Below are 19,598 nucleotides of genomic sequence, written 5' to 3'. Positions count from 1 at the left end.
AATTCTGACCTGAGCCCTATGTCAATCAGTCAAAAAGTTATCAAAAGTGCCGGGTTTCTATTCGGTTTGCAGCTCATACATCGTGGTTTAGGGATCATCAGCACGCTTATCCTTGCACGACTGCTGACTCCGGATCATTTTGGCATCGTTGCACTGGTTACCATCGCATTACAGTTTTTCGAATTATTGGTCGAAACCGGCAACCGGCAATACATCATTCAAAAGTCCGTACTTGAAGACGAAGATCTTGATACCGCATGGACCCTGGATTTTCTGTCAAAATCCCTGATTGCCCTGATTATTATCTGCACCTCGTCTTTTGTTGCAGCCTGGTTCGATGAGCCCGAACTTACTCTCGCTCTTGCGGTCGCCGCACTGGCTCTGCCGATACGGGCACTGAAAACACCAGGAATGCTTCGCCTTGCACGACAGATAAACTATAAACCCCTTTTCAAATTAAGCCTCTGGCAAAAGGGAATCTCCTTTTTGACCGTAATTACAATTGCACTTATCCATCCCAGCTATTGGGCAATCATAGCGGGGAATCTGGTTGCTGCCGTTATTTTCACTGTTGGCTCTTATCAGGTAGATTCCTACAGGCCTGGCTGGTCTTTGAAAAAACTTCGTGAGCAGTGGGGGTTTTCTCAATGGTTACTTTTAAGAGGCATCGTTGGATTTACCCGTTCTCAAATTGACAATCTGATGGTCTCCCGCCTGTTTGGAACCGCCCAACTAGGTGGCTATAACCTGGTACGTGAAGTCAGTCTGTTGCCGGCACTTTCAGCCATAATCCCCATGAGCGAACCTTTACTGGCCGCGATCGCAGACAGTAAAGCAGACCCCAAAGCTCTCGCTTACCGTATACGTTTGAGCCTTGCGTTGATGATAACAGTGCTAACACCGGTGACCGCCTTCATCATGCTGTACCCCGAACTCATCATCCGGGTACTGCTTGGCCCGGACTGGTCAGAGTATTCCCCGTTGCTGGAACCCTTCGGGCTATTTTTCTTCACCTTCTGCCTGTTCGCTCTGGTGAGCGATGCCATCATCGCCCAAGGGAAGGTCAAACTGCTTTTCTGGTTCGATGTCATCTCAACCTTATTGATCATTGCCGTCCTCTGGCTGACAGCGACAGGTGGCCTGGAGATTATGGCCTGGGTTCGGGGCTGGCTGTCTGTTGCAACCACGGTTGCGCTGTTGCTGATACTGGAACAACAAACAAGGTTCTCGTTAATCAAGCTTCTCTTCCTGTGCATCCCGACTCTCGCAGGAACGTCATTGGCTGTTGCTGTGGTTCAGTCACTGGATCTTTCAGGCAGCCACTTTCTGGTTCAGTTTTTGGTTCTTGGTACCCTGCATGTAATAACAGCCGCACTATGTACCGGGGTAATTGGTTTTTTACTGCTCAAGGGGACAGAGGAATGGGGCCAGCTTCGCTACCTCGTAAACCAGGCCCGTAAAAAATGAAAGGCTCCAAAGTTATCCCCTGCATACAGGCGGACTTTAAAATGTAGCTTTATGTTACCAAGCCAGCAGATTATCCTATGCACCACACAGGGAGTCAGGCAGCAGGCAGATTTATGGAAAAAACAGCCATTCGTTTAGACGAAACCATCGGCATCGCTCGTAACATGGAGCCAGTCAGCCTTGGTATTCCGCTGCCCCAGGGAGCCGCACAGTCGACCCACCAGCTTGCACTCATGGATGGTCAGCAACCGGTCAACGTTCAGCTTACCCCTCTGGCCCACTGGCCAGACGGCAGTGTCCGGTGGGTTCACGCCAGCTTTTTGGTCAGCCTGGGGGCTGGCAGCGATAAAGAGTTAGTGCTGGCCAGGCTTGAACGTCCCTCCCCCGCTGAGCACACCCCCGCTTTTAATCAGACCATTGATGGCCTTGAGGTACAGACATCCGCTGGCTGCGTTCATTTAGAACCTGACACCCTGACGTGGCACTTCAGTAATGCAGGCGGTGAAAGTACTCAATCGACAGTGACTCTGCGTGATGAGACGGGCGTACCCTGCACTGCGAAAGCAGAATCCACATGGAAAATTACTCAGAAAGGCCCCGTATTTGTCGCCGCACATTTAAAAGGCCAATGGCAAAAACAAAATAAAGAACCGTTGGCACGTTTCGATTGCGAGCTTCGTATCTTCCTGGAAACCGGCCTCGTTCAGGTGGAACTGACAACTCACAACCCTGAACGTGCCAAACATTCCGGCGGTTTGTGGGATCTGGGCGATCCGGGCTCAGTGTACTTCCGGGAACTTGCCGTCGAAACAACGCTTCCGGCCGAATGTCTGGCCCAGGTAACCCCCCAGGCAGCCGATATAACCTCTGAAGTGTTTCATCTGCCCGAGTTCAACCTCTACCAGGATTCCAGCGGAGGCGAGAACTGGCAAAGCCGCAACCATATAGACCGTAACGGTGAAGTGAGCACTCAATTCTGTGGTTACAGATTATCAAGCCCCGACAGGCTCGTACATGAAGGCAAGCGTGCTGATCCACTGGTTAGCCTTGATTACGATGGCGGGCATCTGGCATTGGCTGTTCCCGACTTCTGGCAGAACTTTCCAACAAGTGTCCGGAAAGAAGGAAACACGCTAACAATCGGGCTGTTCCCGAAAGATGCAAAGAGTGCCTACGAGTTACAGGGAGGAGAACAGAAAACTCTGCGCTTCCTGATGGATCACAACTCCGGCAACAGCATCCCTGCAACTGCCTATGCGCCTCTTGTACCTGTGCTTACTCCCGAATGCTATGAACAGGCAGACGTCTTCCCCTGGTTCAAAGCCAATGCTCAGCCCGGGGTAATTGATGAACTCATAGCGGGCGGACTAGACGGCGACTCTGACTTTTTCGCGAAAAGAGAGGTTATTGACGAATTTGGCTGGCGTAATTTTGGCGACATTTTCGCGGACCATGAATCTCTCTACCAAGCTGAAGGCGAGCCACCCTTTATCTCTCATTACAATAACCAGTACGATCCACTATACGGCTTCGCCAGGCAGTTTGCCCTCACCGGCGATAAGCGCTGGTTTCGCTTGATGGATGATCTGGCACGGCACGTGACAGATATAGATATCTACCATACTGAAAAAGACAGAGACGAATACAACAACGGACTTTTCTGGCATACAGACCACTACCTGGACGCCTATACCGCAACCCATCGAACTTTTTCAAGATTCAACGATTCCAGCTCGACCCCAGGACAAACCGGCGGGGGCCCAGCTGAAGAGCATTGTTATTCAACGGGCCTCCTCTACCATCATTACCTCACAGGTAATGAAAAGTCGCGACAGGCCGTGTTTGAGCTTGCTCGCTGGATGACCGCCCTCCATGAAGGCCAAGGCGGTTTTCTTGAACAGATGCTTGCCTTGAAGAAACGAGAAGTTCCCGCCTTGAAAAAAATGATTCGTGGTGAAACCGTATCAACCCATAGATATGGCTTCAATCGCGGTACCGGCAATTACCTCAATACCCTCCTGGATGCCTGGGTTCTCGATGAGAAAGAATCATGGCTTAAACAGGCGGAAGCGGTTATCCGGAAAACAATCCATCCTTTGGATGTGATAGAAAACCGGGATTTGCTCGACGTTGAAAACAGGTGGTCTTATCTCGTACTCCTTGCGGCTCTTTTTCGCTACCTCTATTTAAAACGTCAGATCGGCAGTTACGACGAGCAATACAACTACACTAAAGAAGCTGTGCTGCGTTACACCCAATGGATGCTAGGCAATGAGCGCCCGTTTATGGAGGACAAGAGTCAGCTTGAATTTCCGAATGACACCTGGGTAGCCCAGGACGTACGAAAAGCCATGCTTATGTTCCAGGCCTCTGAACTCGACCATGAAAACGCCGAGCAGTATCGGAAACAGGGCCAGAAATGGTTGAAAGAGCATACTGAAACACTTAAACACAGCAAAGAGCGTCATTTCTCCAGAATACTCATCATTCTGATGCAGAATTACGGCCCTCAATTACCAGCCTCTTCAAGTCCCTCAACGAATAGTCCTGCTGCGCCGGCACAACACCATTGGACGCCTCCGGTTCTGACATGGAGGCTACTTTTCTCACGCATTGGCGGGCGGGCATTTCGGGCCCTGATTACTTTTAGGCCCTCCCGCGAGAAGAGCTGGTTAAACACGCGACTGGACCGACACTGAACATGCGCCATACACTAAAAAGAACCATCAAAAACCTCTTTCTTTTACTGGCCCTGCCCTTCTATGGCCTGTACCTGCTTCTCAGTGTACTGGGCAACCCGGACGGCACATTCCAGACCTTCTCTCAATTACTCAGTCTGATTCCGGGGAAAACCGGAATTTACCTTCGGGCAGCATTTTACCGGCTTGCTTGCCCGGAAACCTCAGACGACATTCTCATAGGATTTCTGACCGTCTTTTCCCACAGGGATACGTCTATCCATAAAGGCGTGTACATTGGCCCACAGTGCAACATTGGGAAATGCACGATCGGTGAGAACACACTCCTGGGTAGTGGCGTACACATATTAAGTGGGAAAAAACAGCATCACTTCAAAGATCCAAAATTACCGATAAAAGAACAAGGAGGAGTATTTCAAAAAATATCTATCGGTAACGACTGCTGGATTGGAAATAGCTCCGTTGTAATGTGCAATATTGCTAATCATTCAATAATTGCTGCGGGTGCCATTGTAACAAGAGACCTGATTCAAGAAGGGACAGTGGTTGCTGGGAACCCCGCTGCTGTAATTAGTCAACGCGAGTTAGAAGGGTTATCCAAATGAAACCAACCTCATTTCTTATAACATTGGGAAGCCATAAGAAAGATCGATCAAGCACTTACTCCGTTTACTCAGATGAGCTTTGTTCTCTTTACATAAAAACAAAAAACAATAATCATATTCAATTTACATGTAACGAAGAAGGCTTTACCGTTTACCTTGGTGAAAACACTAAAATCCCGATTTCAAACAATAGCGAAAAAAGACCGGGGCAAGGGACTCTTGTAAAATACCACAAGACTTCAGGGAAATTAGTTATTGAAAGTGACCGCTTAGGCACTGCAATTTTATATTACGGAAGAGCACAAAATAACTCTCTGGAGATATCGAATCGCCTGGACAATTTAGAGCTTGATGAGAAACAAATTAATTGGCCCTCAATTCAACAGTATCTAAATACCGGCTACACTATAGGCTCTAATACTTTTTTCCTTAACGTGGAGCAAACTCTTCCCAACGAGAAATTAGTCGCATGCAGTGCCGACTCTTTTCAGATCAGCCGGACCGTTATAGATACACCAAGCTCGTTGAAAGACTATACGGTAGATCAACTGGTAGACCTGTTGTCAGAACGGCTATCGTCAACACTAGAAGAACGCTCATCTTCCGTACTGATGATGTCTGCCGGATGGGACTCCCGTACCCTTCTTGTGGCCGGTCCAGAGCATTATCACTCTGCATATACACATGGCGACCTTTCCAGTAGAGAAATATCCATATCACATCGTCTCACCAGCGATTTACGAATGGATCATATGTTCTCAGACATTCAGAACCTTGAGCTTTCAGGAAATCTACTGGACACGATGCTTGAAGAGCTAGGTTTTTGCATCTTTCCTGTTTGGTATATAGCAGGAAAAAGAGCTCAGGAAATCTATAATTCCCCCCTATCAAGTGGAGTGCTGGGAGAACTTCTTGGTGGCCACTACGGTTTGCTGAGCATGGGTAGCCGGCTACAGAAGGTATTAGCTGCAGCATCACTCCTGCCTGGAAAGTTAATCCCGGACGATCAGTTTTCCACCGCACTGGAACGCTTTACCACACCTGCGGCTAATCATTGGTTTCTTTCAGAAGAAGGCCATAATCTTCTAAGCAACCATGCTGAAACTACCAAGACCATGATGCGTAATCGATTGAACACCGCATATGGAGATACTGGAGATTGGCAGAGCGCGATAGAAACATTCAATATGGAACACCGGGCACGCCAATATATCTTTAAGCAAGCCTTGGCAGCATCATCAACATCGGGTTATATCGCGCCGTTTGCAGACGACACCCTCGCTGACATGGTTCGATTTATTCCATTTGACAATAGAGTTCATAATAAATTAAACAAGAAAATATTAAAAGAAACCAACCCTAAACTACTTAATTATTCAATGGCTGCAACACTTGTACCAGCAAAATACCCGATTCTTTTTCAAGAGTTTTCCCGAGGTGTTCGCATCTTGTTAGAAAATGGCAGGAAAATTTTGGGTAAGAGCCAGCCAAGACTAGGCTGGTTTAATTATGAACATCTATATCAGACCAGAGTATTGCAAGAAATAATAGAAAGCCTGAGTTTAGATTTATGGGACAAGCAGAAAATGCTTACAACCATCGAAAGCAATCCAAAAAATGGCATTGATGCCGGATCAACACTTGATATGCTCTGCAAAATAAAAACCATAGACTATTATCTTCAAAAAACTTCTAGTTGGCAACCCAAATGATAAATACTATTGTTGATAGTGGGCTACCTCGATTAGCCTGGATTGCTTCAATAAAAAAAGCTTCTCTTTCCATAACTATTTTCCATGGAGCTGATGTTGAGGTAGCAGATAACTTTATCGTTGAAGGGGTCTGGGAGGGCGACTTCAAACTAGGGAAGTTCCACTCCGCAGAAACTTTTTTTGGTAGCGGGGTAAGCATAAACAAAGACGGCATCTGGATTGTACCTTCTACTGGACTGGTGGACCGAGTATTTTTTTGTGAGGATGAGAATAACTACTTTGCTTCGAATAGCTTGGTTTGCTTTTTAGCTTACCTGGGCGCTGACCTTGACAATGCACATAACTACAAAAAACAGTCCGATAATATATTGATGGGCGTAGATGACTATGATAGATATTTTCCGGTACTGCACCAAGAAATAAAATCACTTGAACAAATATTCTACAATCCGCTTAAACTCACAAAAAATGGAATAGAGTATCAATCAAAAAATAGTGATTCACACTTTTCAGATTATTCTTCTTACTACAACACACTCCGAAAAAATCTCAAAGCGATTCGAGCCAACTCAAAAAGTCCAGACAGAAAAAAAACACTTCTAGCTTATACCACCATATCACGTGGTTATGACTCAACCGCCGTAACCGCTCTTATTCACGACTTAGATATTTCTAAAGCTTATACCAGTCATAAATCTAGCTCCGGTTTTGCATCATGGATGAATCCAAAGGCAACAATAGATGATGGAACTGAGATTGCTAAGGAGCTCGGATTAGAGGTTTCCTACCTTGATTACTCATCGAATGAAATCGGTTCTGATGAGACAAAATTCATCTGCCCTACACCAGCAGAACCAGAAATAATATTCTACAAGGCATATCAGGAAATTTCTAACAACGATATTCCGGCGATAGTTTTCACAGGGTACCATGGTGATAAAATTTGGAACCGGAACCTGGGTTCGAAAAGCCTTAAACGCAATATTATTCGCGGTGATACCTCAGGCTTAAACTTAGGAGAAGTAAGACTTGAGTCCGGATTCATAAATGTTCCAATACCATTTATGTTTGCCAGAGAAATCTCTTTAATTCACTCGATATCAAATTCAGATGAAATGAGTCCATGGTCAATCGGAGGAGACTACGATAGACCAATCCCCAGACGAATAGTTGAAGACAAAAATATCTCTCGAGAAGCATTCGGAAATAGGAAAAAAACCGTAATAAGTTTTTACAGCTACCCAAAGAACAAAGAATTGCGAAACGCATTTTATGCATTTTTGAAAAATAATTATGGAATAGGAAAATTCAACCTATTATCGACCTATTATTTTGACAATCTATTATATTATAGCGAAAAAACATTGAAGCTATTAGCATCTAAACTGGGAGCTTCCATTACGCCAACTATAACGAAGGATAGCCTCGATATTTCATATAAAATGTTTCTTTGGTCTATTAAGCATGAAGTAGAAAAACGAAAAAATATTTTAAATCATAAACGGAGCGATGATGAAAAATATAACCAGAAAATTATCAAAAATAATCATTGAATCAAAAAAGCCAGAGAACAAATCACTATCTCGCATGCTATTAGAAATAATACAATACAGTACTCGCTTAGGTCTATCACCGGGCGAGTATTTTGGCTATGGATTTCAACATAAAAAATACAAATTAATAAATATACTTGAATATCTACCGAACTCTATCCACTTTTCAAAGCATCTCCATACAATCAACCCAACCAATAGCAGAAGCATTCTTTACGACAAACTTTTATTTAAAAACAAACTTCACACAAAAAAAATACCAACACCACGCACAATTGGCTATATTGGCTCAAAATATCGATCAGAAATTAACATAGATTACTTAACACCACAATCTATAGAAAAAACCTTCCTAGAAAAAAATATCAAAGAGTACATTATAAAACCAGCAAATGGAACACAAGGCAGGGGTATATTCCATGCAACCTATAATCCAAAAAAAGAAAAGAAATTTTCAGTAGGCGATCAATCATTCGATACCAATGATTTCTTTTATTTCATAGAAGAATTATCTGAGATTCACAAAAGCAACGATTTTATTATCGAAGAATTAGTAATGAGCCCATGCGAAATCCAGAGCATTTCGCCTAATGCAGCTCCAAATATAAGAATCATAACACTAAGAACTCCTGATTCTAATATAAACATAACTAGTGCATCGATTCGGTTAGGGAGAAAAAACTCTATTACCAGCAACGCAGGTTCAGGAGGAATCATAGGTAATATCGACATAAATCATGGTACGATCATGAGCTGTAAAACAAGCTCCAGTTCTGATGGAGAATTCATTTCCCATCACCCTGACACAGGGCATAAACTCAGCGGATTCACAATCCCTTACTGGAATAGAGTATTAGATGAATGCGTAAAAGCCGCCCAGTTTATTGATTCCGTAAATTCAATTGGATGGGACGTATTAATAACTGATAGAGGCCCTGTAATATTGGAGGGTAATGATGATTGGGGAATAGCCCCAGAACAACTTTTTGGTCGAGGATACCTTACAGAAACTAATCGGTATTTACTCAGGCAACATGGTTTAGAGTTTCCGAAAAGCACATTACCTAAACCTAATTTAAAGAAAATCCGAGAAAGCATTTTTGGAATCCCTATAAAAAAGAGCTCTATGACCTGAGAGGAGATGCATTTTAAATGAATATTTCTGAATATATATATTTTCGATCTCCGATACATCTACAAAATTTTATGGTGTCGGCTTATGGATACCGATTATATAAAAAACGCTACAGCGGACTGTATCTTAAAGTTCGCAATGAACTTGAAAATATTAAAAAGTTAAACCCATCAGAGATAAAGGCTTTTCAAGATGAGAGCCTTCAAAAAATGATAGTCTACTGTGCCAATGAAATCCCTTACTATCAAAACCTATTCTATGACTATGGTCTGCACCCAAACGATATTACCAAGATTGAAGACCTTAAAAAGCTTCCCGCCCTGAACAAACAGACAGTACTGGAGCAAAGTCATAATTTTCGACCCAAAGAGCCGCTAAAACCTTTTATGGTTCAGCATACAAGCGGTAGCACTGGTACACCACTGGCTCTCGATGTTGATGAACGCACTTACAAACTGGCAATGGCGTTACTGGTCGATCACGAAGAGGCTCATGGTATTCCCTTTGGCGCCAAACGAGCTACCTTCGCAGGAAGAATGCTCAAACCCGCTGACGACATGAATCCACCTTTTTCGCGCTTTAACCGGGCGGAAAACCAGAGACTTTTTTCCAGCTACCACATAAACGAACGTACGTTTCCCTACTACAAGAATGAGCTGGACAGGTTTCAGCCTCAAGAACTTATAGGCTATCCATCAGCAATCTATGATCTTGCAACCCATTATCAAAGATCCAATTCGGCCCCAGGCTTTCAACCAAAGGCAATCATTACCAACTCCGAGACACTCCTTCAGTGGCAACGGCAAAAAATTGAATCCGTATTCGGCTGCAGGATTTATGACTACTACGGAACCGCTGAATACGTGATCTTTGCAGGACAGGACGAAACAGGAATCTATAAGCCGAACCCGATAATAGGAATCACAGAAGTTGAAACGAGTGCTGACTCAGTTGATACAGGCAGATTACTTGCAACCACTCTGACCAACAAACAAATGCCATTGCTCAGGTACAACCTTGGTGACACGGCAACCTTAGCGGATCCAGCCTTACCAGCCACCGGCACGCCGGGGCTGAAATCTGTCAATGGAAGGGTCGACGATTACATTGAAACCAGCGATGGGCGACTAATAGGCCGCATTGACCATATTTTTAAAGGAGTTGATGGCATTCAGGAGGCGCAGGTTGTTCAAAGACAGCCTGGTTCCGCCACCATCAGACTGGTAAAAGATCCAACAACTGCCTTTAATGAAAGCATCCTTGTTTCCAACTGCAAACAAAGGCTTGGGGACGACTTTCGCGTTACCGTTGAAAATGTACAAAAAATTCCACGTGGTCGTAATGGAAAATTCCGCTCGGTGGTTAAAGAAAAATGAATGAACTAACGAAAACAGAGACCTCTTCGCCCTATTTTTCAATCGTGATGCCGGCCCATAACGAAGAAGAGCACATCGGCTCATGCCTCCGTTCCGTTTTTAGCTCTGACTATGACAGCGCTCAGTATGAAGTGATCGTTGTAGACAACGGATCACAGGATCGAACCCGTGAGATTGCACTTAACACCGGCCAGGCCAGGGTTTTTGAGCTTACGGAGGGGAATGTTGGGGCTGTACGAAACTACGGCGCTGCAAAGGCTCGTGGGCAGATTCTCGTTTTCATAGATGCTGATTGCCTTATGGACAAGGACTGGTTGAACAGAGCGGAGAAATTAATTAAGGACAGACCGAACACCGCGTATGGAGGCGGTGTGAAGCTACCCAGTAACGCCACATGGGTAGAAACTTCATGGCTGTTAGAGGACAGTGAAGGTCAACCCACCTTGCCCAAACATTTAATTGGTGCAAGCACGATGTTACCCAGGAAACTCTTTTTTCAGATAGATGGCTTTAATGAACTAGTATCATCTGGAGAAGATACTGACCTCCATAACCGGTTACTTTCTGAAAACTCAGCTGTATTTATTTGTCATTCATTGGACGTCACCCACTTGGGCAACGCAAAAACCCCTATGCAGTTTATAAATCGTCAGATTTGGCATTCCGAAAATTATACTGACAATTTAAAAAAGTCATTTAAAGACCCGATTTTCTTGATCACGTTACTTTTTATTTTCTTACTACTTTCACTAATAATACAAATAATGGTATCGAAAAACACTTTTTTAATCGCAATCACTCTAGCCGCTCTATTAACAACTCCATCCCTACTTTCATTAAAGCGCTTAATAAGATCAGGTAACTTCACAAAAACACCTTCAGAAATACTAAAAATATACTGCCTGGATTTAATGTATTTGGTCGGAAGGAGTCTGGGAACTTTAAAGAGTTTAATTCGCTCCACAACCAACCTTACAAAAAATAAAAGGGATTAACATGTTAAAAGAAGAGGTCCTGGAATTAACGGATGAAAAAAAACATTACATAGACATAATGCGAGGGATTTCGATCTTAAGAGTAATGTTGGTGCATTTGGGGCTATCTTGGTTTTACCCACCATACTCGCAATATATAGGAATTTTCTTGCCCGTCTTATTCTTTGTTTCGGGGGCAGTCAGTTATTACAGCTTCAAGCGAGCCCGAAACTCAATGGAATATCTGGTAAAAAGAGTAATCCTGATTATAATGCCTTTTTATGTCTTCTCGATATTTGTCTATTTTCTGACCTTGACGCTATACCCTGAAAAACTACCCGCAGCATCAGACTTGATAAGCTGGCTAGTTGTCTGGCCGGACTTTGACACCATATTTTTTCCTCTGAATCAAATCTGGTTCATCAACTCACTGATATTTATTGTATTTTTGTCTGCACCACTCTTTGCGATTTCCAGATCCAGAACATGGGTGCTTTGGGCAGTGCTCATTGCTTCTATCTGCCTTTCTCTGGCAAACACGTTTTATTACCCTGCATACGAAACTATTACGACCACTGAGTTTCTTTCAGACATACGCTGGGGCCACCAGTTCTGGAAAAGCTTTATGTTTCTTGGGATATTCATCTATGGAGGACTTCACTACCGATACTTTTCAGATCTCAGTGAGAGCACGTATGGACTTATAGCTCTGCTATTACTTTTATTAACTGCTTTTTTCTTTTTTGTTTTCGATTTTAACTTTCAATTGAAAGATCATGTTAAAACACACTCAATTTATTACATACTGCTGTCATTCTTCGGAATTTATCTATTCCTTGCATTGCGCAAACAAGTTCTCTTCATTCTTCGTAAAATCCCAAAAGCCGAGGCGCTGATTCTTTACACCAACCGCTACGCTTACTCCGTATTCCTCCTGCATACTTTAGTTCTGTTTGGTGTCGAGAAAGCATTCAAGCTGGAAAATCTCTCAGGTGAATTAGGGTTAGCACTTCTGCGCATGTTATTGGTTGTTGTAATTACATTAATTCTCGCAAAACCCTTAGGTGACATTTCTCGTATCATCGCCCATAAGTGCCGTAGCACGGTGTTATCTTTTTTCAGGAATGAGGCAGCACCAAGCTAACTATTCACATCGCTGACAGTCGAAAACTATTCGATCAAAAGCTCATTGGTTATCCCCTACTATAATCAGGGGATAACCAGTGCGACAAAATTATTCAACAGCAATACTTAAAGGTGGACCAGGCTCGGCCTTGTTCTGCAAATCAACCAGCAGCTCGGCAGGAATTTCAGTCGCCACCATAATATCATCAAATGCATACCACTCTTCGTGGCGGAGTTCGTTGGGATACTTATTGAAGTTGTCATTACCGCCAAAACCAAAAGCATTCCATTTCACCATGTCTCGGGTAGAAGCAACCCACTGCATCGTGTTTATTTCAATGATTTTTCTGTCGTCGATCCACTGAATCAGTTGGCCATCGTAGGCTCCTGGAGCGCTGTTCATTTTCACAAAAAACGCCACTTTGGTCCATTGACTTTCGCTCCCAAAAACCTGATCAATATCAACTGCACCCACATTAGGGCCCATCACGCCTCCATCCCGCTTATCCTTGAGCGCCGAGCCATTATAGGCAGCAAGCGTGTTCGGATGGTATGAGGACGGAAGATCGTTAGAGGGACTGCCTTTACTGTCAAGAAACTTGCTCTGGCCGGGGTCGCCACCGTCAGTTCTGCGTGTCAATGCAGATAACAGGTTCCTGAATCCGTAACCTGACTGGGATGCTGGTCGTCCCTCAAAACCCCAGAGAAAGTTAGGGTTTTTGTTCGAATAATAGTCAAATGTAAGCCCCGACCCATCCCAGTGATATACCCGGAAGAGCTTACTCAGACCTGTCGTTGCGGTTTTATAATCTGGGTTGTAGTAGGTTGCGACAGTCGTGTCGGAGAAGTTGACCCAAAACTCGATATATAGCTGATCGAAACCTTCGGGATAATATTTCAATAATATCCCGTCAGATTGAAAAGAATTTTCTCCTTTTGATATATCACTATCTCGCCAAGAAACAAGCGATTTTCCTATCTTACCTTTTGCTCTGTTAGGATTTTCAGCCGTAGACTTAGAACTTACCTCAAGCGTCTCGTGCCGGTCAGCGTCACCCAGCGACGGAGCGTATGAAGGCGTTTGCCGTACGAAATCCCAGCCGTCAGGTATCGTATGAACACCTGCAGTCTGCACAACATCAACATCCCACCCTCCTTTAATACTGCCGGCCATTGAGAACGAACCTCGGTCATTTTCTGGCAAGCCACTAGTCCAGTCCGGTTGATCGTCAAAAGTCTCCGAGAAGATAACCTCCGCTTGGATAGCTGATGCACCAAACAGTACAAAACTTGCCAAGAGGCAATTAGTCAGCACCTTGTTTTTCAATAACATAATCTATTCCTTCGCCCAGCATGAGCGGAAAAGTTCAGTCAGACAGATTCGAACCCTTGCTTGAACCCGCCCCCCTCGAGAACTCGCTCCTTGCCAACCAAGAAGGGTATTGAAAGCACCTCAAGATCCCTGTGCTCAATGATAGTACATACCAGCTTAATCAAAGCAGCTTCGAACAACTGGGAACCACTAGCATTTTGTCATCAGTGTTACCAAAATCAATAGTTTGTTACCTAACCGCTAACACCGGCAACGTCACGGCTAGCGCCTCAACAGTAGCGTGCGCTTCTCACCTTCTGTTTTTTCAGGTAATTCTTATAATACAGTGATTTAACCAAAAAATAAGGTAAGATATGCCTACCAGCGACAGTGAGGCTGCCATATACCGCCAGTCCGCTCCCATTCAAAATCTTATTAACCTATGCTTGCCATGTCAGAGCTCAGTGTCAAAGAAGAATACTCCCAACTCAAAGATGTTTTACAGAGCCCTATCGCGACACTACAGCTTGCTGATCACGCATCAACGTTGCTTGAAACCAAAGGGATTCTCACCACATCCAGGCAATGCTGTATTATTGTGGCTACGAGTAGCAGCACCCATAAATTACGCAATATAAAAACCCTTTACCAAAGCCTGGTTGTACTGAAAAAACTAAAGCAGCAGCTTTCCCAGGAATACAAGCTATCGGATACAAGCCTCGTTGGCATCTACCCGTCTTTAAAATACCCGGCTTGCGTGTATCAACTACACACCAATGCCGACCGTTACGTGTCAGCCAACGTTCTTCCGGGAGATACTTCCGCTATTGTTGGCCTAATTAAATATATTATCAGCAGGTTACTAGGTGCCAACCCGGCTATAGGTGGCTTGGGACTTATTCTGTACAGGGATTAATCATGTTGTTTATAAAACAGTTGCTCTCCAATACAGGTTTGCTTGATGATAAAAAAAAATCTGAATACTCAATTGCATGCATAAGTACTAGCAGGCCTATTTACCTTGCGTTTGATCAAAAGTCGGACTATCCGATTTACGTTGTTCGTAAAATTGACGGCCAGCCAGCTCTGAAATCCCACAACGTTCATACTCAACTCTACAAGCTTGCAGGAGCCCTTGTTCCTCAACCTATAGGGCTCTATATGTATTCAGGCGAAGAGTATGACGTTCAGCACGGTGTGCGAGGGCTTCCCTGGTTCCAGCTAAAATCCAGAGTCCGCTCAGAAGATGAAAGAACGCGGCTTGAGAAGCGTATATGGGAAACACTCAAAAATTTTCAGGCAGCGATTTCCCGGGCAGAAACGAGCGAAGCCAGGGATATCAAGCCCCATGAAGAACTACAGAATGCCTACGCCGGTTATCAAATGACCGGAGAAACGCCGGGCCCGCGCCTTGACAAAGTTGTTAAGAAGGCAATCAGAGAGCTTTCCCAAGAACCGGATTCCCCGGCAGTTCCACAGCATGGGGATTTTTGTCTGAACAACCTGATCATTGATACTGATGATATTACAGTGATCGATTTTGAAGATTTCGGAATAACAGGTATGCCCATGTATGACCACTTCACACTAGCCCTTTCGCTCCCTTCCAGCCCGGCTGATCCAGTTAATGCAGCAAACATTTCTGCTAACTACACTATTGTCACATCGGCTCAGACCCTTGGAATTTCAAAAGATGTCATTCACTGGCACTTTCTCCATCACCTTTTACTCAGGCTGGGCCCATGGAGTACTGGCGAAAAGCGAAAACCCTATCGAACCTGGTTAAAACAGGTCCTGGACTGTTTTCTCAGTGAACAGGGGAAATAACCTCGGGCTGAAACCAAGTACTAACATGTTTTTATATTATCCCATCTAACGATACGATCATTTCCGGAAGATACCGGCAATCCTGGTAAGTTCTAATCTCAGTGGATGCTTGAATATGAAGAGCCCAAGTATCCAGACTAAAGGCAATACCATGAGTATCTGCAGGAATGATAGGATCGGCGGGGTTTCGTTAAATGGCCAAACATATGCTATGCCTTGAACCCCTGCCCAGCAAGCGGTTGTAACCATTAAACTGGGAACCAGACACGCCATGTGCTTGAACACAGGCAACCCTATACGAATATGGGTAACGAGAGCAGAGACAACCAAGTCCGCAATGCCCCCAATTACAAATCCATACGCTACTCCATGAATGCCATCAATCTGATAGCCCAAAATAATAGAAACTAAAAATATTATAAATACAACAAGCTCCTTGGCAAACATCGAACTTTCGTGCCCCAGCGTTATAAGGGCTTGTGGTGCCAGTACATGGGGAGCTCTGAGCATAGCCCAGACAGCGACAATAGATGCGAGAGGAGCGGCAGAATCCCACTGGTCCCCGAACATCAATCTGATAGCCGGGAGACTGGCCACACTGCCTACTGCAAGAACTGGCCACAAAACCCCGGTAATAAGCTGAGAAGCATTGAGATATGCCGTAGAAACATTCTCACCTCTATTCTTAATGTCCGCTAAATACGGGGCCGCAACCGGGTAAACCCCAGACATAATCGAATCGCTTACAAAAACCATAAAACCAAGTCCCCGGGAGAAGAGCCCGACTTCTGTTGGCGTTCCCATTTTCCCTATGACCATGTCTGGCGCAGTGTGTTGGGCTTTTCTGATTACATGTCCCAGAGATGTATATACGCCTATTTTAGCAATAACGCGCATATTATTAAATTTTGGCATGTATACAGGCACGTCACGACTGGCATATAAAAACAGTACAGACTGGACAAAAACTGAAGCCATATTACCGAAGGCTAAAGAATAGAAACTGAAACCAAAATAGATAAAGGAAACTGTGACAGTAATATTCGTAATCGCCGCACAAAAATAGACATTTGAAATCAGACCAAACTTATAACTTCGACTCAAAATAGCGTGGGGAATGCTGATATAAGGAGCGATAAAGAAACTTAGCGAAAGCAACATGAAAAGAGGCCCTATCTCCTCTATTTCAAAAAAATCAGACAGTGGATACGATGCTGCAATGATCATCGACCCCATAAACCAGGAAACGAGTATAGTCAGCCCATAAGACGAGCGTATCTTTTCATCTGTTAACTCTTTCTCACGAATAAGATATGCATTGGCTCCCAAAACTCTGAATTCTGCCATTATCATAACCAATGAACTGGCAACGGCAAACGTCCCTATTTCTGATGGCGATAATAACCGGGCAACTATCATTGTATTGATTAGCCCCACAACCATCAACAGGTAACGCCCCAGAGATGAGAAGATAACAGCCTTTCTTACATTAGCCATGCAATTTCCTGGGTCTGGAGATTTGCTATTTAAAGCTGCGCAACAGCTGGTTACCGCGGGCACCAATTACACTTCGTATCAGGCGCAGCCACGTATCCTCGTAAAACCAGGAAAATTTCAATACTGAAATGAATTCCCTTCTCGCAAGCTGGTATTGAGCGGTAGCAAAATGGTTAAGACCCGCCCGGTAGTGGTAGTCTGCATAGGCCTGACGAGAGTAACGGGCAACAACCGAATCTTTGGAGTGGATGTCACAGTGCTTTTTAATTATTTGTAGCTTCGCACCGAGCATAAGCTGACCATCACCTGACATATTCTGACTGTGGACCCGGTACTTGATTAAAGGCTCAGATATCACCCTGGCACTATAAAGCTTGCATATTCGCAACCAAAGATCCCAGTTTTCAGCGGCCTTAAATTCGGTTGAGAAACCCCCGACTTGCTTTAAAACTTCTGCGGTTACCACTACTGTACCGCCAGTCATCCTGTTCTTGACCAATAATTGAGGGTAGATATATCCAGAAATCGACTGGTCGGCGGGCTCTGTTCGAATAGTAAGCCCGTTCTCATCAATTATATTTGTTCCGGAATATACCAAAGCCACTCCCTCTTCAAAAAGTGGGATCTGGCGCTCAAGTTTTTCTTCTAACCACAGATCATCACTATCGAGAAATGCAACATACTCGCCCTGCGCTATTTTTATACCGTTATTTCTTGCTGCAATTTGCCCCTGATTTTTCTGATCAATAACACGAATATTCTCCGGAAACTGACCTTCATATTTCTTTAATATCGACAGAGATTCGTCGGTTGAACCATCATTTATCAAAATAATTTCAACAGGTTCGTAGGTCTGGGCAAGGATACTTTCTATAGTTTCCGATACTAAATGAGCACGATTGTAAACCGGGACAATAACTGATACGAGTTTATTCATGATCTATGGGCACCCACAGCACCAAGGGTTTTTCGTTTTTTACTTCCAGGATCGACGAAACGCAAGTAGTAAATATTAGAGGCTATAGCAATAAATAATATCAACCAGTAAAGCATTTCAGATCGTGCACGATCAATAAAACTGGCAGCAACAAGAAAACTGATCAAGGCTCCTTCCAGAGCCAGGACCTTAAAATAGGCATCGTAATTTTCGACCTGGATCAAATACCGCTTGGTCTTTCGAGAAAGCTTAAAGGTCGAAATAATAAGTGCTGACAGGAACAAGAAACCGATCCAACCAATTTCCGAGAGAGCCTGAAACCAGGTAGAATGGGTTGCTTTTCCTACTTTTCGACCTTCAAAATAATGTTCAGGCAGGTAGTTGGGGCTTAATTCAATAAATCCCTGAACACCAACACCTAGCGGATAATCTTCTAACACATCAAAGGTTGCCATCCAGAAATCTATTCTGTGAGAGCCACTTTTCCCACCATCATCAATGTCCTGAAGCGTCTCCATACGGGACCAGAAAGCCTCATCAGCAACGTAGATCGTGCCAGAAAGGCCTATCAGAATGATCAAAATCGCAGTCCCCTTCTGCCCCTTTCGCTGATACCTTGAAAATATCATGTACATCAGGAAGAAAAGTGCACCGACTACTGCTCCAAGAAATGCGCCTCGGCTATTGATCAAAACAATGCCATTAGCGATAAACCCACCACAAATAATGGCCAATATTCTGATTTTTTTATTTCCCATCCATGCCATATAGGTAAGAATAATCAGGGCAGGTACCATAGCCGCAGCAGTCATATTTCCATCACCGCCCGTATCGATCATTCCGATGCCTTCAACACGCCCTTGCCCATCACGGCCCACCGAGTATGCAATATATCCTATGTATGTAACACCAGCTATATAAGCCCACAGGCATGCGTTCAAAGCTCTCTCTGAAGTGATTAACTTATATGCTGCAAGAATAATAATAACAAGCTTTGTAAATTCATACGTGAATGACTTGTGGACCCCAGTGACAACTGCAAAGTTAATCATAAACACATACATAAACAATATTGCGATCATCCATTTAAATACAGGCTGATCCTTCCATTGAGCTTTACCTGACAGCTCTTTATAACGAATCGTCAGCATAAACAACATCAATAAAGCAGCTATAAATGAATACTGCAAACCTGGAATACTGGCGGCCCACCAACTATTATCCGGATTAACGAAGTAAACCAACTGATAAACGAGTACCGCCGAGACAGGTGAAATAAAGAGTGCGGCTAGAATTCCGGAAGCAAATAAAAAGAGAAACAGGAGCGCAAATTTGGCCATTTTCTATCGAGCCCGCACTGAAACTGGTGAATACGAAGT

14 protein-coding genes are annotated in these 19,598 nt (G+C 44.0%); 10 read left to right on the top strand and 4 right to left on the bottom strand.

Annotation, left to right across the window (positions count from 1 at the left end; all coding sequences use genetic code 11):
* Positions 1–18: 18 nt before the first annotated feature.
* From CPA50_RS06745 to CPA50_RS06705, 9 genes are all read left to right on the top strand, one after another.
* On the top strand, positions 19–1,467 hold the full coding sequence (locus CPA50_RS06745; protein WP_096781648.1) for a lipopolysaccharide biosynthesis protein: 1,449 nt from the start codon (positions 19–21) through the stop codon (positions 1,465–1,467).
* A gap of 113 nt (positions 1,468–1,580) precedes the next feature.
* A complete protein-coding gene (locus CPA50_RS06740; protein WP_096781647.1) occupies positions 1,581–4,166 on the top strand; it encodes a hypothetical protein in 2,586 nt (861 codons plus the stop codon).
* A 2-nt stretch (positions 4,167–4,168) separates the two neighbouring features.
* Positions 4,169–4,771, top strand: coding sequence for an acyltransferase (locus CPA50_RS06735; protein WP_096781646.1), 603 nt, complete (start codon positions 4,169–4,171; stop codon positions 4,769–4,771).
* A complete protein-coding gene (locus CPA50_RS06730) occupies positions 4,768–6,483 on the top strand; it encodes a hypothetical protein (protein ID WP_096781645.1) in 1,716 nt (571 codons plus the stop codon). Before CPA50_RS06735 ends, CPA50_RS06730 begins: the two co-directional genes overlap by 4 nt.
* Positions 6,480–8,036 (top strand): hypothetical protein, encoded by a 1,557-nt coding sequence (locus CPA50_RS06725; protein ID WP_096781644.1) that lies wholly within the window; start codon positions 6,480–6,482, stop codon positions 8,034–8,036. The genes CPA50_RS06730 and CPA50_RS06725 overlap by 4 nt, the downstream gene beginning before the upstream one ends.
* Positions 7,996–9,171, top strand: coding sequence for a sugar-transfer associated ATP-grasp domain-containing protein (locus CPA50_RS06720; RefSeq protein ID WP_179397160.1), 1,176 nt, complete (start codon positions 7,996–7,998; stop codon positions 9,169–9,171). The genes CPA50_RS06725 and CPA50_RS06720 overlap by 41 nt, the downstream gene beginning before the upstream one ends.
* Positions 9,172–9,188: 17 nt before the next feature.
* Positions 9,189–10,547 (top strand): phenylacetate--CoA ligase family protein, encoded by a 1,359-nt coding sequence (locus tag CPA50_RS06715; RefSeq protein ID WP_096781642.1) that lies wholly within the window; start codon positions 9,189–9,191, stop codon positions 10,545–10,547.
* Entirely contained in the window at positions 10,544–11,542 is a 999-nt protein-coding gene (locus CPA50_RS06710) for a glycosyltransferase (protein ID WP_096781641.1), read from the top strand. Before CPA50_RS06715 ends, CPA50_RS06710 begins: the two co-directional genes overlap by 4 nt.
* A gap of 1 nt (position 11,543) precedes the next feature.
* A complete protein-coding gene (locus CPA50_RS06705) occupies positions 11,544–12,665 on the top strand; it encodes an acyltransferase family protein (protein WP_096781640.1) in 1,122 nt (373 codons plus the stop codon).
* Between the two features lie 90 nt (positions 12,666–12,755).
* Here CPA50_RS06705 and CPA50_RS06700 read toward each other — a convergent pair whose 3' ends face one another.
* Positions 12,756–13,979, bottom strand: a complete 1,224-nt coding sequence (locus tag CPA50_RS06700; protein WP_096781639.1) for a hypothetical protein — start codon at positions 13,977–13,979, stop codon at positions 12,756–12,758.
* An 897-nt stretch (positions 13,980–14,876) separates the two neighbouring features.
* Here CPA50_RS06700 and CPA50_RS06690 point away from each other — a divergent pair.
* Positions 14,877–15,785 carry an aminoglycoside phosphotransferase family protein gene (locus CPA50_RS06690; RefSeq protein ID WP_096781637.1) on the top strand — a complete coding sequence of 303 codons (909 nt, stop codon included), beginning with the start codon at positions 14,877–14,879 and terminating at the stop codon, positions 15,783–15,785.
* Positions 15,786–15,842: 57 nt separating this feature from the next.
* Here CPA50_RS06690 and CPA50_RS06685 read toward each other — a convergent pair whose 3' ends face one another.
* From CPA50_RS06685 to CPA50_RS06675, 3 genes are read right to left on the bottom strand one after another with little or no spacing between them, the layout of a single operon-like run.
* Positions 15,843–17,282 (bottom strand): oligosaccharide flippase family protein, encoded by a 1,440-nt coding sequence (locus CPA50_RS06685; protein ID WP_096781636.1) that lies wholly within the window; start codon positions 17,280–17,282, stop codon positions 15,843–15,845.
* Positions 17,283–17,307: 25 nt separating this feature from the next.
* The gene (locus tag CPA50_RS06680; protein ID WP_096781635.1) at positions 17,308–18,219 is read right to left on the bottom strand and encodes a glycosyltransferase family 2 protein; all 912 of its coding nucleotides are present in this window, start codon (positions 18,217–18,219) and stop codon (positions 17,308–17,310) included.
* A complete protein-coding gene (locus CPA50_RS06675; RefSeq protein WP_096781634.1) occupies positions 18,216–19,559 on the bottom strand; it encodes an O-antigen ligase family protein in 1,344 nt (447 codons plus the stop codon). Before CPA50_RS06675 ends, CPA50_RS06680 begins: the two co-directional genes overlap by 4 nt.
* Positions 19,560–19,598: the final 39 nt, after the last annotated feature.

Source organism: Marinobacter sp. ANT_B65 (genome assembly GCF_002407605.1).
GTDB lineage: Bacteria > Pseudomonadota > Gammaproteobacteria > Pseudomonadales > Oleiphilaceae > Marinobacter.
Note: the sequence above shows the minus strand (reverse complement) of the source record. Positions and strands in the feature narration are given on the sequence as shown.